We start from the raw sequence: 15,173 nt of genomic DNA on the forward strand, positions 1-15,173 counted from the left end.
GCGGAACCGGGCGCGTTGCTGAAAGCCTGTCGAAATTACTTGTACTTGGCGTTGGCCTTCTGGACGAAGGCGTTGGTGAAGGTCTGGTCGAGCTTGATCTGCTTGCCCTTCACTTCCGCATCAAACTCCGACAGCGTGCGCAGTGCCGTGGCGGGGCCGTCGGTGGGCATCGTGCCATCCGGCGAGATGGCCTCGCGCACCTTGTCCCACGCCGCCAGATACAGCGCACGGTCGCCCAGCAGATAGGCTTCCGGCACCGTCTTGACGATGTCCGACGGGCCTGCCTTCTGCAGCCACTTGAGCGCGCGCACCATGGCGTTGGTCATCGCCTGCGTCGTGTTCGGATTCTTCTGGATGAACGCGGTCGATGCATACAGGCAGCCGGCCGGCATGTTGCCGCCGAATACCGCCTTGGTATCGGCCAACGTGCGGGTATCCGAGACCACGCGCACTTCATTCTTCTGCGTGAGCATCGACATCACTGGGTCCAGGTTGGCCAGGGCATCGATTTGGCCCGCACGCACGGCGGCAATCGCTCCACTGCTCGGACCCACGCCAATGATCGACACTTCATTCGGCTTGATGCCGGCGCGCGCCAGCACGTAGTTGACCATGATGTTGGTCGACGAACCCGGAGCCGTCACGCCGATCTTCTTGCCTTTCAAATCGGCAATCGACTTGTAGTTGGGCATCGTCTTGTTGTTGACCGCCAGCACGATCTGCGGGGCACGCCCTTGCAGCACGAACTCCTGGTACATCTGGCCCTTGGCCTGCATTACCAGCGTGTGCTCATACGCGCCGCTTACCACGTCGGCGCTGCCGCCAACCACGGCCTGCAGGGCTTTCGCGCCACCGGCAAAGTCGACGATTTCAACGTCCAGGCCTTCGTCCTTGAAGTAGCCCAGGCGCTCGGCAATTGTCAGCGGCAGGTAGTAGAACAGCGCCTTGCCGCCCACCGCGATGGTGATCTTGCTCTTTTCAGGTTTGCCCTGTGCCAGAACGGCGGGGCTGGCAGCCACCAGGCTCGTCGCGCACAGTGCTGCGCCCATCCATTTTGCCCAGCGCCCAACGACTCGTGTCCCCATGCCTGTCTCCTGTTTTGTGGCGTTCACTGCCTCGGCGGCGATATTACCGCAACGATTTGCAACACAACATGCGGGATCGTCCTAGCTGTTTAGCTCTTGGCTTCGGCAATGATGCCTTGCGACACCAGCGCGTCGATCTGCTCGTCCGTCAGGCCGTGGCCGCGCAGCACGTCGCGCGTATGCTGGCCCAGGCGCGGCGCGCTCGCCTGCACAGCGCCCGGCGTGGCGGAAAGCTTGGGCACCACGCCCGGCATCTCTACATCAATGCCAGACTGCGCGCGCACCGTTTCGATCACGCCGCGCGCCCGGTAGTGAGGGTCTGCGGCAATGTCGGCGATGGTGTAGATGGGGCCGCTGGGCACCTCGGCCGCATGCAGCGCTGCCAGAACATCGGCGATGGGCAGCGTGCCTGTCCAGGCGTTGATGGCGGCATCGATTTCGTCCGCCCGGGCGGCGCGGCCGTCGTTGCGGGCCAAATCGGGATCGTCGGCCAGATCTTGCCGGCCCATGTGTTGCATCAGGCGGCGGAAGATGTTGTCACCGTTGGCGGCAATTAGCACGTATTCGCCACCGGCACAGCGGTAGGCGTTCGACGGTGCAATGCCCGGGAGCGCCCCGCCTGCCGGCTGGCGGATTGCCCCGAACACCGAGTATTCGGGCAGCAGGCTCTCCGTCAGGTTGAACACGGATTCATACAGCGCCACGTCGATCACCTGCCCCTTGCCGCCGCGTGCATCCCGCTCGTACAAGGCCAGCAACACGCCTAGCGCGCCATGCAAGCCAGCGATCGTGTCGCCAAGTGACAGCCCGGCGCGGGCAGGCGGCCGCCCCGGCTCGCCGGTCAAATAGCGCAGGCCGGCCATGGCTTCAGCAATGGCGGCAAAGCCGGGTTCATCACGTTTGGGGCCCGTCTGGCCATAGCCCGACACGCGCAGCATGATCAGCTTCGGATTGATGGCGGAAAGCGCCTCGTACGACAGTCCCCACTTTTCCATCGTGCCGGGGCGGAAATTCTCGATCAAGACATCAGCTTCGGCGGCCAGCTTGCGTACGACCTCCTGCCCGTCCGGCACACGCAGGTCGACACAGACCGACTGCTTGTTGCGCGACTGCGCCTCCCACCAGACTGACGTGCCCTCATGCAGCATCCGCCATTTGCGCAGCGGATCGCCCTGCCCCGGCGGCTCGATCTTGATGACCTGCGCGCCAAAGTCGGCGAGCGTCTTGGCGGCAAACGGCCCGGCAATCAGTTGCCCGAGTTCGAGCACGCGGATGTCCTGCAAAACCTGTGTCGGCATGGTTGTGTAGAAAGCGTTGAATTCAGAGTGCAGCGGGGTTGCCAAGCAGATGCGTCATCAACAGGCGCGCGGAGCTGGTCAGCGCATCGGGATCGCGCACGCCCACCAACAGGCGGCGATGCGCCCATTCGTCTTGCAGTGCCACGAGCGCCAGACCCGCACCCGGCAGGCTCGATACATGCCCTTGCGCCGCGATGCGCGGCAATATGCCCACGCCCAGGCCGGAGGCCACCATGCGGCAGACGGCTTCAAAGCTGCGCACCTGGATACGCAAACGCAGCGGCTTGCCCAGGCGGACACTCTCGTCGACCAGTTGCGCAGCCAGCGAGGTGCCCGGCGGCAGGCTGACGAAATCGAAATCCACAGCGTCGGCGAAGTGGACCTGCTTGCGCCCGGCCAATGGATGCCCGCGCGGCGTCACCAAGGCGAGATCATCCTCGCGGTAGTCGAACGATTGCAGCCCGTCGCACGGCGTACCGGCCGCGAAGATGCCAAGGTCTGCGCGGTTCTCGCGCAGCGCCGCAACAATATCGCCGCTGTCCTGCTCTTCCAGCGCAATGCGGATGGCCGGATTGGCCAACATGAACGCGGCCAGATCGTCGGCCAGGAATTGCGTAATCGATGAGGTGTTGGCCCACACGCGCACCAGCCCGCGCGTGCCTGCGGCAAAGTCAGACAGCGCACCGGCCATGCGCTCGACGTCCTGCAGGATGCCCACAGCATGGCGGAAGCACGCCTGGCCGGCCTCGGTCAGTTCCACGCCGGCGGCATGCCGATAGAGCAACGGCGCGCCCACGGCCGCTTCCAAATCGGAAATCCGCTTGCTTGCCGCAGCCACAGCCAGGTGTGATTGGCGCGCTCCGGCCGAGATGCTGCCCAGCCGGGCCACCGCCACAAACAAGCCGAGGGTGACAAGATCGAAGCGGGCGAGATTCATCGTGGAAAGCTGAAGGTGGGAAATACACAACATCGGATGTGACATCGTGGCACGTTCCGTGCGTGTTTCATCCGGCCGTCACCCGCCCACGTTTAACATGGCGGACTTTTGCCGTTCCCGGATCCGAAAGAGGGATTCTAACGGCGTTCTCCCTGCTTGCTGCCATGTTGCTTCCGTTCCGTCTTGCCCGCTTGACCGCCCTGTGCGCCCTCTCCTTGAGCGCCGGCCATGCCTTGGCAACCCAAAGCAGCACCGGCGACACCGCCAGTTGGGCGATCAACGATCCCGATCGCTTTGCCGTGCACGGTCAGGCCACTTACGTATGGCAGCACGACCTGTCGTTCCACTCGCCGTACAGCGGGCCGAACAGCCTGTCAGGCAAATCGACCACAAGCTATTCGGTTACGACGACGCTCGATCTGGGTATGCGCCTGTGGCAAGGCGCCGAAGTGCACTTCAATCCGGAAATGGCGTTCGGCCAGCCCTTCTCGGGTCTGCACGGCCTGGCCGGATTTACCAATGGCGAGCTTGCCAAGACCGCCGGCCCAAACCCAACGCTCTACCGCGCACGCGCCTTCTTCCGCCAGACGGTCGGCCTGGGTGGCGGCACTGAGGATCGGGAAGCCGAGATGAACCAGTTTGCCGGCCAGGTCGACAAGCGTCGCCTGGTTTTCACGGCAGGCAACTTCTCGGTGCTGGACGTATTCGACGGCGTGACCTATGCGCATGACCCGCGCACCCAGTTCCTGAACTGGTCGTTCCTCACGCACGGCGCATTCGACTACGCTGCCGATGCGCGCGGCTACACCTGGGGCGCTGCGCTGGAGTACTACGACGGCGACTGGGCCTACCGCATTGGCCGCTTCATCCAGCCGGAAGAGTCCAACGGCCTGCCGCTGGACACGCGTATCGGCCGCTACTATGGCGACGTGTTTGAAGTGGAACGCAGTCATACGCTTGCCGGGCAGCCGGGCAAGCTGCGCGTGATGCTCTTCCGTAACAGGACCGACATGGCCCGCTACGACGATGCCCTCGCCCTCGGACAGTCGACGGGCAGCGCGCCGGACATCAGCCTCGCGCGACGCGATAACACCAAGGTGGGGATCGGCCTTGGCGGCGAACAGCAGATCAACGATGACATTGGCGTCTTCGCACGCGCGTCGTGGGCGGACGGCAAGACGGAAACCTACGCTTTTACGGAAATCGATCGCTCCGTGTCGTTCGGCACGCTGGTCAAGGGCAGCAAGTGGGACCGCTCGGACGACACGGTCGGGCTCGCGGCCGCCATCAACATGCTGTCGCCGGATCACCGCCGCTACCTGCAGCAAGGCGGCCTGGGCGTATTCCTGGGAGACGGCAAGCTGAACTATGCGCCCGAGCAGATCGTCGAGGCGTTCTATAGCTTCCAGGCGACCAAGCACCTGTGGATCAGCGCCGACGCGCAATGGATCCGCAACCCCGGCTACAACGCGGATCGCGGCCCTGCGGTGTTCTTCGGTACGCGACTGCATACCGAATTCTGAGGTTCAGGCGCGCCCGCTCAGAGCTGGCGCCGATCCAGGACCGCGCGGGAAATGGTGCCCGCGTCCACGTATTCCAGTTCACCGCCCACCGGCACACCACGCGCCAGACGTGTCGCCTTGATACCGCGCGCCTTCAACATCTCGCCGATGTAGTGGGCGGTCGCCTCGCCTTCACTGGTGAAATTGGTGGCAAGGATGACTTCGGCGCACGGCCCACCCAGCGCAGGGTCGGTCGCGCGAGCAAGCAAGCGTTCGAGGTGGATCTCTTTCGGGCCGATGTTGTCCAGCGGCGAGAGCCGCCCCATCAGCACAAAATATTGGCCGCGATAGGTGAGCGTCTGCTCGATCATCATCTGGTCGGCCGGCGTTTCCACCACACACAGCACCGACGCATCGCGACGCGTATCCAGGCAGGTTTCGCAGATTTCCTGCTCAGTGAAGGTATTGCAACGGCTGCAATGCTGGATCGATTCCGTCGCCTCGGACAGCGCCTGCGCCAGTTGTGCAGCGCCTTCGCGATCATGCTGCATCAGGTGATACGCCATCCGTTGGGCAGACTTGGGACCCACGCCCGGCAGTACGCGCAAGGCTTCAACCAGCATCTGCAGCGCCGACGGCGTGCCTGGAGCGTTACGCATCACGCATGCTCCAGAACCGTCGTGTGGTGCAGCACTTCCGGCATCGGATCATAGAAATGATGCAGCAGCGCGCGCCAGCGCTGGTACTCGGGCGACTGCCGAAAGCCGATGGTGTGGTCTTCCAGCGTCTGCCACTGCACCAGCAGCAGATAATCGCTCGCCTTCTCCATGCAGCGCGACAGCGACAGCGAAACAAAGCCCCGCATCGCACCGATGATGTGGCGAGCCTCGCCGAAGGCCGCTTCGAAGGCAGCTTCCTGGCCGGGCCTGACGTGCAGCAGCGCAGATTCCAGCACCATGGCGCGATCCTGACGAGCGTCGTTTAGAACGGCAGCTTGAAGCCGGGCGGCAGCATGCTCGCCATGCCACCCAGGCCGGAGGTGAGCGAGCCCATCTTCTCTTGCGCGGTAGCCTCGGCCTTGCGCACGGCGTCATTGAACGCAGCAGCGATGAGGTCTTCCAGCAGATCCTTGTCTTCGCCTTCGGCCAGCAGGCTGGGGTCGATCGACACACGCTTCACGTCGTTCTTGCAGGTCATCACCACCTTCACGAGGCCCGCGCCAGACACGCCTTCCACCTCGATCAGGGCAAGTTGCTCCTGCGCTTTCTTCATGTTTTCCTGCATCTGCTGGGCCTGCTTCATCAGCCCGGCGATCTGGCCTTTCATCATGGTCGTTGCTCCTTGAAATGGGTCATGCAAGACGCGCCGCTCAACGGTGCGCGCCGGTGTTCAATGTTCAGTCTTGGAATGCGATTCAGTGCGTGTGCGGTTGGATCGAACCAGGGACGACCTGCGCGGCAAAGTCCCGGACCAGCGCCTGCACAAACGGGTTGGCAGCAATGGCATCTTCGGCACTGCGCTGACGCTCGGCGCGCTGCTCGGCATCCAGAGCCGCAGCGGTGGCGCGTGCAGGGCCGATGTCGCACGCCACGCGAACGGGCGTGCCGAAGTGTTCCGTCAACGCCGCTTCCAGACGCTCGACGACGTTGGCGTCAGTCAGCGGAGGCAAAGGTACGCGCAGGCGCATCGTGACGCCTTCGACGGCCGCCAACTCGCTCTGGTAAGCCAGCTGTTGGGCCAGACCGCGGATCGGCAGGCACGCTGCCAGCGCCGGCCAATTGCCGTCGAACGTGGTGAGGCCGCTGGCACTCAGGTCAGGCGGCGTGGCAGCGGCCACCGGCTCCGGTGCGACCGTCTTCGCCAGCACGGGTGCAGTTGCGGGCGCCTCGATCTTTGCTGGACGTGTTGCCGGTTCAGCCGCGCCGGGGCGCACGCTCGAAGCGGAATCCCAACCGGCAAAGGCCACGTCCATCTCTTCAAGCGAAGGCGAAGCAAGTTCGCCGGGCATTTCATCCCAGGGCGGCGGACCGTCATCGGCGGGAGCGGCAACTGCTAACGGCTGTTCGCGACGCTGCGGCGGGGAGACCTGCGCAGCAGCCGGATTCGGGCGTGGGCCCGCAACGGGAGCAGCAGGACGAGCCACAGGCGCAGGCGCGGCCACCGGTGTAGCGGCAGGCGCGGAAGCACCACCACGGCCACGGCTTGACGCCTGACGCGCAGCGGCCAACGCTTCCATTGCCGGCGAGCGACGCGCTGGGGCCGCAGCCGGCGTCTGCACAGCCTCTTCAACGGGCGCTGGCGCCGGCGGAGTCGCCTGATAAGTCGCACGCGGCGCCTCGACCACCGGCTCCGGACGCACCGCCACTGGCGCGACCTGGGCAACCGGCGTCGCCACCGGCGCAGTCGCCGTAACGGCCGGACGCGTCGATGCGGCCGGCGTTGCAGCCAGCGGCATCGCCCGTTTCCCGCCACCACCGCCCGAAGGCGGCGGCGCTTCTCCACCCGACTGTCCGGGCTGGAACGCAAGCATGCGCAGCAGCGTCATCGTGAAGCCGGCGTATTCATCCGGCGCGAGCGCCAATTCGTTCCGGCCCAGGTTGGCAAACTGGTAGAACAGTTGCACCGACTGCGCGTCGAACCGCTCGGCAAGGCGGCGCACATCGTCGGCCTCGGGCCAGTCGTCCTGCACAGCGGCGGGAACGACCTGCGCCAGCGCAATCTTCTGCAGCAAGGATGCAAGATCCTGCAGCGCGCCCGAGAAGCTCAGACTGCGCCCGGCCATCTCATCGGCGATCTCGACAAGCGCCGCGCCGTTCTCGTCGGCAAGCGCATCGAGCAACCGCACAAGGTAGCTTTGATCAATCGCGCCGAGCATGCCCCGTACGGCAGCCTCGCTCACCTCGCCAGCGCTGTACGCGATGGCCTGGTCGGTGAGCGAAAGCGCATCGCGCATCGAACCCTGAGCAGCGGCCGCCAGCAGACGCAGCGCATTCGGCTCGTGGGCGATGCCCTCTTCGCCAAGAATGCGGTCCAGGTGAGACACGATGTGCCCCGGCGGCATCTGCTTGAGGTTGAACTGCAGGCAACGCGACAGCACCGTCACCGGAATCTTCTGCGGGTCGGTGGTCGCAAGAATGAACTTGACGTGCTCGGGCGGTTCTTCCAGCGTCTTCAGCATCGCGTTGAAGGCGTGGTTGGTCAGCATGTGCACTTCGTCGATCATGTAGACCTTGAAGCGACCGCTGGTTGGTGCATAGACCGCGCGATCCAGCAACTGGGCCATCTCGTCGACGCCGCGGTTGGAGGCGGCATCCATCTCGATGTAATCGACAAAGCGCCCGGCATCGATCTCGGTACAGGCGCGGCACACGCCGCACGGCTGCGCGGTGATGCCGCCCTGCCCGTCCGCGCCGATGCAATTGAGCGATTTGGCAAGGATGCGCGACAGCGTCGTCTTGCCGACACCGCGCGTGCCCGTAAACAGGTATGCGTGGTGCAGGCGCCGCTGTTCGAGCGCATGCGTGAGCGCTTTCACCACGTGTTCCTGACCGACCAGCGTGGTGAAATCGCGAGGGCGCCACTTGCGGGCGAGCACTTGATAACTCATGCGGCGGATTGTAGCAAAGCGAGGTGGATTTCCGACGCGGTTTCGGAGGGGTCAACCGCCATGCGCGCCGAGCGAATTGCAAGGATATTCAGGTGGGGACGTGGGAGTCGGTTACAATGGCGGTCGGACGGGCCTCCTCGCATGGTGGCGCGGTCAACCTGGTCAGGTCGGGAACGAAGCAGCCACAGCCGTTTTCCGCCAGTGCCGAGGGTCAGGCTCGTCCCCTTCTCTTTTCCCCTTCCGCATCACCCCTCCCCTTTTTGTTTGTGCCGCCCGCATCAGAACAGCGCGCCTTGGCTGTCGTCGTGTGATGCCTGGACGGGCTTCGGCAACGATTCCAGATCGATCCATTCTTCCTGTGCGGTAGCCACGCCTGCGCGCACGGTGCGCCCTGGATACATCGGCGTGACGGCAGCCACATAGCCGCGCAGCTGATCGGCATAGGCGGCACGCTCGACAGGCAGCAAGCGCAGCTTGTAGTCGACCACGAGGACGTCGTTGCCGCGTTCGATCAGGCGATCGATGCGCAACAGCGCACCGTCTGGGCCGAAAAGTTCGATCTCGTTATGCGCGACGTCGAAGCGCGCGGGGTCGAAGACATGCGCCAGCGTCTCCGCTGAAAGCATCCGACGCACGGCATCGGCGGTGCGTGTGGCGTCGGCTTGCGTGACGCCGGTGGCGCTGAACCAGCGCGCGATCGTCTCGGCGTCAGGTGCCTGTTCGGGCAAGCCCCGGCGAGTCAGGCGCTCCAGCACCGCGTGCAGCAGTTCGCCCTGCGCGACAGCGCCTTGGTCAAAAACGATATCGGCAGCCCCCTCGGCGACAGCGCCGGCAGCGCCAACACGCACCGTCACAGTCAGCGGCGCGCGGAAATCGTGATACGAGACCGCCTCCTGCCCTGCTGCACCGACAGCCGAATCGGCTACGCCATCAAGCACCGGAGCGGGTGACGCTACGCCTGCCGCGGCGAGCAGCGTGTACCAGCTCGCCGTGCCGTCCACTTCAGGCGCATCACCTTCATCGACAGATTGGGCCGCCGTGGCATCGCGCTTGTTCGCCACGCCGGAAACGATCAGCGCTTGCCGTGCACGCGTCATCGCCACGTAGAGCAAGTTCCAGTTCTCGCGCTCGGCAAGCTCGTTTTCTTGCTTGAAGAGAGGCTCGCGCGCGAGGCCTCGCTCGGACGTTTTGCCGAAGGCGGAAAAATGCGCAGGCGCCTGCGCGCCGGGCGGCCAGTCGATCAGGATGCCGGCCGTATCGACACGCGCGCCGCTGTGGTGGCTGTCGAGCAGCGCAACGAACGGCGCCTCAAGCCCCTTCGACGCATGCACGGTCAGTATCTGTACGGCGTCGAGACCTTCGCTGGCGACTTCGGCGTCGATTGCATCCGGCGCCTCGGTGTCGCCCTGCGTGCCTTCGTCAGGGCTTTCATCCTCATCGCCCTGGCGGATGGCGCGCAGCTCGGCCATGAACTTAGGCAGGCTCGGGTAGCGGCCACCGTCCAGATCGAGCGCGAGCTTCAAAAACGCATCCAGGTTGGCGAGCACTTGGTCGCGGTTTGCGGCCGGTGCGCGCTCGGCATAGCGGCGCTTGAGTTCGCCGGTGTAGACGATGTGATCGAGCAGGTCGTGCACCGGCAGCGTGGGCGCCACCGCCAGCCAGCGCGAGAGCATGCGATGCGCGTGGCGCAAGGTGTCCGCCGCATCGGCCTGGCCGGCCAGCGCGGTGAGGCGCTCCCACCATGTCAATGCGACCGCGCCTTCGCCAAACTGCGCCAGTGCGATGAGGTGGTCGTCCGTGGCGGCGAAGATGGGGCTGCGTAGCACATGCGCGAGCGACAAGTCGGCCTGCGGCGTCATCAGAAAATCAAGCAGCGCGCACAGATCAAGCGCTTCGAGCGTAGCCAGCAGACCGCCACGGCGCGGGCTCAGATACGGCACGCCGGCGTCGCGCAGCGCACGTTCGTAATCGGCGAGATAGCGTTTGCGGCGGACGAGCAGCTGGAAATCGCTCCACCGCACAGGGCGCTCGACGCCGCCTTCGCGAATGCGCTCATTGGCGTGCAATGCGCGCAGGCAAGCGGCCACCTGGCGGCCCTCTTCATATCGCTGCGAATCGCCGGTCTCTTCGCGCGGTTCGGTGAGCGTATCCCGGGGTGCGGCTTCGTCGGCCTGCTCGGCTTCGGACACCGGCACCAGCGGCAACAACAACGCCTGCCCGATGGGTGCATCCACGGCGGTGCTCTGCTCGGCGTAGATGGGATAGTCGCCGCGCGCCCGCGCTTGCAGGAACACGGCGTTGACCCACTCCAGAACGGCCGGCGCGTTGCGACGCGTGCGATTGGTACGCAGCACGGTCGCGTTGAATTCCGCAACGAGCATTTCACGCGCAGCGTCGAACAACCGTGCATCGGCGCGGCGGAAACGGTAGATCGACTGCTTCGGATCGCCCACCAGAAACACGCTCGGCTGCGTGCCGGTGCCGGCATAACCGGCCAGCCAGCCTTGCAGGATGCGCCACTGCATCGGGTTCGTATCTTGAAACTCGTCCAGCAGCAGATGTTTGTAGCGCGCGTCGAGCCGCACCTGAAGGTAAGCGGCAGTGTCGTCTTGCTGCATCAGGCGCGCGGCTTCCCATTCGAGATCGGTGAAATCCATCGCGCGCGCCTGGCGCTTGTAAGCCTGATAGCGATCGATCAATGCGTCGCCCAGAGCGAACAATGCAGCGTTGACGGCGCGCACGTGGGCTTCCTGGCGGCGGGCTTGAATCGTCGTCAGCGTTTCGCAGAGCGTGGTGTGCAAGGTCACCAGCGTTTGCGCGTGCTCGTCGCCGATGGCTTTGATGAGCGCCTTGGTCGGTTTGCAGGCGCGTGCCTTGCCGGCCTGCGTATGGAAGGCGGCGAAGAGCGCATCGAATGCTTGCGCGCGCGCGACCTCGTCCGACACGTCCATTCCGCGCGCAGCAGTCACCGCCGATTCGATGGCCACGGCGCGCTTGCCCTCGGCCGCACCGCCCTGCCCAAGCCAGCCGGACACGCGCAGCATGTCGGCCAACAACGCCGCATCCTGCAACGCTTCAATCAACGGATCGATCGTCGCATCGTCGCCAAGCAGTGCGTCCAATGCATCCAGCGGACGCTCGCCTGCCTGCGTCTTGTACGCCCACCAGTCGCTGCGCTGGTGGAACATGGCATCGAGCAGGCGACCGGCCTGGAAATCGCCGACCAGATCGGCAAGCGTTTCATACGCGGCGCGCAAGTCAGCGTGATCTTCAGCGAGCAAGCCGCGCCAGAAAGGCGCCCAGGCTTCGCGCCGCAGCCGCCCTGCATCTTCACGCAACGACGCGCCTTGCTGCACGCCAGACGACAGCGGCGCCCCGCGCAGCAATGACCCAAACCAGCCGTGGAACGTATCGATAGCCATGCGCGATGGCGATTCCAGCACGCGCGCATACAGCCCCCGAGCGGCTTCAATCAGCGCCGGCGCATCGCGCTCGTCCACCGTGCGCGCGATCAGTTCGCGCACGACGCCTTCATCGTCGGCGCTGGCCAGTTGCGCGAGGATGTCGAGCAAACGCTGCCGCATCTCTTCGGCGGCCTTGCGAGTAAACGTGATGGCGAGAACGTCCGACGGTGCCGCGCCTGCCAGCAGCAAGCGCAGCATGCGCGTGACCAGCAACCACGTCTTGCCGCTGCCCGCGCACGCTTCCACCACGACCGAGCGCTGCGGATCGCACGCGGCGCGCGAAAAATCTTCAGGCGAGACGGCTGCGCCGTCGCGTTCGTAAGCGTAATCGCTCATGCCGCGCCCTCCGGCTCGCGGGGCGTACCTTCGGTCCAATACCCCTTGCGGCACAGGCCACGCGCCGCGCAGTAGCGGCACGCCGATTCATCACCGAAGGCCGGCAGCGGCGCACCGGCTGCGAGAGCGGTCATGTCCTTTTGCATCTGTTCGATCAACCAGTCGACGACTTGCGTGAAGTCGGGCAATGCAACGTCGCGCTTGTCCCCGCGCGCCTCGCCGTCGAGCGAAACCCAGCCGCCCGAATCAGCACGCGCATCGAGCACGCCGTAAAACGGGAGCTGGCAATCCTCAAACGGCGTCTTGGCGCGACGCACCAGCACCATTTGCGATTGCGTCTTGTAGTCGAGCACCGCCACACCGTGTTCGTCGTGCACGTCGATGCGGTCGATACGGCCGCGCAACCGCAGCGGGCGCTCGTCCGGCAACGTGATGGACGTATCGACATCGACCTCACCCGCTTCAAAGCGCCAGCCGTCAGCCTCACGCGCAGCCTGCCACGCCAAGTACGACGGCATCACGCCGAGCCAGCGCCGATAGAAGCGCAACGCGTTGCCGTCCTCTGCCAACAGCGGGCTGAACTGTTCGTCGGTGATGGTCTGCAGCAGCCCCTGACGATCGGCCGGATCGTGCATTGGCGCTTCCAACAACTGCCGGTGAAAGCGATGCAGGATCGCGTGCAGGATCTCGCCGATGTCGCGTTTCTCCAGCTCGTCGGAAACCTCTTCCAACTCGCCCAGCCGCAACATGCGACCGACGAAAAACTGGTACGGGCAGCGGCGCAGGCTGTTGTACGCGGCCGCACTCAGCGTGGACGGCACCAGCGCCGGCGCGGCGGGCGCCGGCATATCGGTTGGCTGGCTCGTCGTCTGCAAACTGGGCAACGAAACCGACGTATCGATACGCACGCCGCTCACCGCCAACCGGCGTTGCAAGCGTTCAAGCCAACCGGAAAGGCGATGCGGCTCGCCGCGTCCGCCGTGGCGTTGCCAGGTCAACACCACCTCGGGCTGATTGAGCAGCACTTCGGCCAAGTCGCGCGCCTGCTGCGCGAAGCGCTGGGCGCGGTCGGGCAAACCGAGTTCACGTCGCACGTCGTTGGAGAAAAACAGCCACTCCGGCTGCGCCGACGGCAACTGCGCATCGTCGCAACCGACCACCACGACGCCATCAAAGCGCCGCATGCGCGCGCCATTCAACGGCAGGATGACAACACGCCGGTCCGCTGGCGGTGAAGGCTCGCTGAAGACGGCGGACTCAAGCAGCATCGAGAGCAACGCGCGCCACTCCGTGAGCGAAAAACGCGCGCCCGCATCGGTGCTGCCATGTATGGAGGTCCGCAGGCGGTCAATCCAATCCAGCAATTGGCGACCTGCATCGTCGTTCTGCAAACCGGTGCGCATATGCAGACGATCGAGCGTGCCTGCCAATAGCGCTACCCACGCGTCGAGCGTGCCGCTGCCGGCACGGCGCCACAGCGCCGCTTCGTCAGCCAGCACGCCCAGACGATCGGCCAGGCGGCTGACCTTTGCTACGCCCTCGGCATCTTCGGCGGGACGATCTGCCACCAGCCGGCGCAGCCGCCCCCAGCCACCAGAAACGTTGTGCCGGCGCACCCGGCGCTCCAATTCTGCAACCCATGCGGGCGTGGCAGTGCCGGCGTCGGCATCGCGCAAACAGAACGGGCTTTTGATGAGATCGAGCAGCGCCGCGGTATCGCCATCCCCCTGCACCACGTCGACCCAGCGCATGAGTGCCGCAGCGGCGCGCGTCGTGGAGAGCTTCCAGCCGGTCTCGTCGCGCACCGGCACGTTCACACGCGCCAGCAACGCGCGAACTCGCCGCGCAACGATGCGATCCTGCGCCACCAATGCCAACGAGCGGCGTCCGTCGTTCAACCAATCGACCAGCGTATGCGCGGCAAAGGCCGCCTCGTCCTCAAAGCGGGCGGCGCCGGCAATGCGCAGGATTGGCGCGGGAATCTGGGCATCGGCAGCATCGTCCGCCGCCTGGGCGGGCGTGGCGCATTCGGCCCAGGAGTGCAGCAGCAGATCGCGGAAATCTGCGTGCGTGGCGGGTGCCGCAGACGCGCCGGTTTCAGGGGCATTCCAGTCGTAGCCGATATTGAGCACCGGCACGCGCTCGGCGGCGCGCTGCAGGAAATCCAGATCGACTGTCTCGGGATCGGTTGGGCTCATCCACACGATCGGCCCGTGCAGCTCGTCCAGCAGGCGCCGCATGGCCCGCAGGCGCATTGGAATCGGGTCCGCCGCGCCCGAAAGCAACCGCCAGAACGTCAGCACGATGCGCGATTCGGTACCGAGAAAACGGTCAGACAATTGTGCGTAGGTGCGCTCCAACGCCTCAGCCAATGCCGACTCCAGCTCGTCGGGCCGCCCATCGGCGCCACTGTGCGCCGCATCTAGCGTCAGCCAACGTTGCGACAACTCATCCGACACCGTCACGAGCACCTGCGCCACGCCCCACAGGGCGGCATCGTCCTGTGCGCCAAGCGCTTCACGCAGCCATGCCTGCGTCTTGAGGGCCTGCTGCACGGCGAGCAGTCGCGACAGCGGCGTGCGCGCAAGGGGCACGCCCGCTTCAGGCGGCAAATCGAGCAGCCAGTGCCCCAGCGTCAGGATGCGAGGGAGCAAGCGCGGCGTGCCGGCCGCTTGCGCACTGGCGTGCAGGGCACTGCGCACCCCCGGAATCTGCGCGGCTGTCGGCACAACGATCGTGGCGGTACCCGAGGATTGGGCATGCGCATCCAGAAAGCGCCATGCAGCGTCGGCGGCACGAGAAAGGAATGCTGGGCCAGGCGCGAAGGCAAGCGTCTGCATGCGAGGGAATATGGCGATATACCGGGAAGCGAAGACCTGCGGCTATCGGCCTGATAGGCAGAATCAACGACTGAATCGGTTGAAAATGAGGGCGTCGGTACTAT

General features: G+C 65.3%; 10 protein-coding genes and 1 other RNA gene. 2 read left to right on the forward strand and 9 right to left on the reverse strand.

Annotated elements, in window-relative coordinates:
- Positions 1-35 precede the first annotated feature (35 nt).
- The 3 genes from ACCD03_RS02420 to ACCD03_RS02430 all read right to left on the reverse strand — a co-directional run bounded on the left by ACCD03_RS02420 (position 36) and on the right by ACCD03_RS02430 (position 3,320).
- Complete coding sequence (locus tag ACCD03_RS02420; protein WP_082076055.1) at positions 36-1,085, reverse strand: ABC transporter substrate-binding protein; 1,050 nt, start codon at positions 1,083-1,085, stop codon at positions 36-38.
- A gap of 89 nt (positions 1,086-1,174) precedes the next feature.
- The gene (locus ACCD03_RS02425) at positions 1,175-2,383 is read right to left on the reverse strand and encodes a CaiB/BaiF CoA transferase family protein (protein ID WP_045204667.1); all 1,209 of its coding nucleotides are present in this window, start codon (positions 2,381-2,383) and stop codon (positions 1,175-1,177) included.
- A 22-nt stretch (positions 2,384-2,405) separates the two neighbouring features.
- Entirely contained in the window at positions 2,406-3,320 is a 915-nt protein-coding gene (locus ACCD03_RS02430; RefSeq protein WP_045204273.1) for a LysR substrate-binding domain-containing protein, read from the reverse strand.
- A gap of 233 nt (positions 3,321-3,553) precedes the next feature.
- Between ACCD03_RS02430 and ACCD03_RS02435 the strand changes: the two genes are divergently transcribed.
- Positions 3,554-4,843, forward strand: a complete 1,290-nt coding sequence (locus ACCD03_RS02435) for a carbohydrate porin (protein ID WP_413410706.1) — start codon at positions 3,554-3,556, stop codon at positions 4,841-4,843.
- Positions 4,844-4,860: 17 nt separating this feature from the next.
- Here ACCD03_RS02435 and recR read toward each other — a convergent pair whose 3' ends face one another.
- The 4 genes from recR to ACCD03_RS02455 all read right to left on the reverse strand — a co-directional run bounded on the left by recR (position 4,861) and on the right by ACCD03_RS02455 (position 8,429).
- Positions 4,861-5,481 carry a recombination mediator RecR gene (gene recR, locus ACCD03_RS02440; RefSeq protein ID WP_413410707.1) on the reverse strand — a complete coding sequence of 207 codons (621 nt, stop codon included), beginning with the start codon at positions 5,479-5,481 and terminating at the stop codon, positions 4,861-4,863.
- A complete protein-coding gene (locus tag ACCD03_RS02445) occupies positions 5,481-5,780 on the reverse strand; it encodes an antibiotic biosynthesis monooxygenase family protein (RefSeq protein WP_045204275.1) in 300 nt (99 codons plus the stop codon). Before ACCD03_RS02445 ends, recR begins: the two co-directional genes overlap by 1 nt.
- Before the next feature lie 23 nt (positions 5,781-5,803).
- On the reverse strand, positions 5,804-6,151 hold the full coding sequence (locus ACCD03_RS02450; protein WP_024975986.1) for a YbaB/EbfC family nucleoid-associated protein: 348 nt from the start codon (positions 6,149-6,151) through the stop codon (positions 5,804-5,806).
- Between the two features lie 85 nt (positions 6,152-6,236).
- Positions 6,237-8,429: a DNA polymerase III subunit gamma/tau gene (locus ACCD03_RS02455; protein WP_045204276.1), complete on the reverse strand. Its 2,193-nt coding sequence runs from the start codon at positions 8,427-8,429 to the stop codon at positions 6,237-6,239.
- Between the two features lie 126 nt (positions 8,430-8,555).
- Here ACCD03_RS02455 and ffs point away from each other — a divergent pair.
- Positions 8,556-8,654: signal recognition particle sRNA small type (ffs, locus tag ACCD03_RS02460), an RNA gene on the forward strand.
- Between the two features lie 53 nt (positions 8,655-8,707).
- On the opposite strand, the gene ACCD03_RS02465 is transcribed toward ffs, so the two are convergent.
- Positions 8,708-12,229: a UvrD-helicase domain-containing protein gene (locus ACCD03_RS02465; RefSeq protein ID WP_413410708.1), complete on the reverse strand. Its 3,522-nt coding sequence runs from the start codon at positions 12,227-12,229 to the stop codon at positions 8,708-8,710.
- The gene (locus tag ACCD03_RS02470; RefSeq protein ID WP_045204278.1) at positions 12,226-15,069 is read right to left on the reverse strand and encodes a PD-(D/E)XK nuclease family protein; all 2,844 of its coding nucleotides are present in this window, start codon (positions 15,067-15,069) and stop codon (positions 12,226-12,228) included. Before ACCD03_RS02470 ends, ACCD03_RS02465 begins: the two co-directional genes overlap by 4 nt.
- Positions 15,070-15,173: the final 104 nt, after the last annotated feature.

The organism is Ralstonia sp. Ralssp135 (assembly GCF_047304345.1).
In the GTDB taxonomy this organism is placed as follows: domain Bacteria; phylum Pseudomonadota; class Gammaproteobacteria; order Burkholderiales; family Burkholderiaceae; genus Ralstonia; species Ralstonia chuxiongensis.

Bases quoted from the DNA above. Each gene is read 5' to 3' on its own strand.
- ACCD03_RS02425 (WP_045204667.1), bottom strand. From the start codon at position 2,383: ATGCCGACACAGGTTTTGCAGGACATCCGCGTGCTCGAACTCGGGCAA.
- recR (WP_413410707.1), bottom strand. From the start codon at position 5,481: ATGCGTAACGCTCCAGGCACGCCGTCGGCGCTGCAGATGCTGGTTGAA.
- ACCD03_RS02430 (WP_045204273.1), bottom strand. From the start codon at position 3,320: ATGAATCTCGCCCGCTTCGATCTTGTCACCCTCGGCTTGTTTGTGGCG.
- ACCD03_RS02445 (WP_045204275.1), bottom strand. From the start codon at position 5,780: ATGGTGCTGGAATCTGCGCTGCTGCACGTCAGGCCCGGCCAGGAAGCT.
- ACCD03_RS02420 (WP_082076055.1), bottom strand. From the start codon at position 1,085: ATGGGGACACGAGTCGTTGGGCGCTGGGCAAAATGGATGGGCGCAGCA.
- ACCD03_RS02455 (WP_045204276.1), bottom strand. From the start codon at position 8,429: ATGAGTTATCAAGTGCTCGCCCGCAAGTGGCGCCCTCGCGATTTCACC.
- ACCD03_RS02470 (WP_045204278.1), bottom strand. From the start codon at position 15,069: ATGCAGACGCTTGCCTTCGCGCCTGGCCCAGCATTCCTTTCTCGTGCC.
- ACCD03_RS02450 (WP_024975986.1), bottom strand. From the start codon at position 6,151: ATGATGAAAGGCCAGATCGCCGGGCTGATGAAGCAGGCCCAGCAGATG.
- ACCD03_RS02465 (WP_413410708.1), bottom strand. From the start codon at position 12,229: ATGAGCGATTACGCTTACGAACGCGACGGCGCAGCCGTCTCGCCTGAA.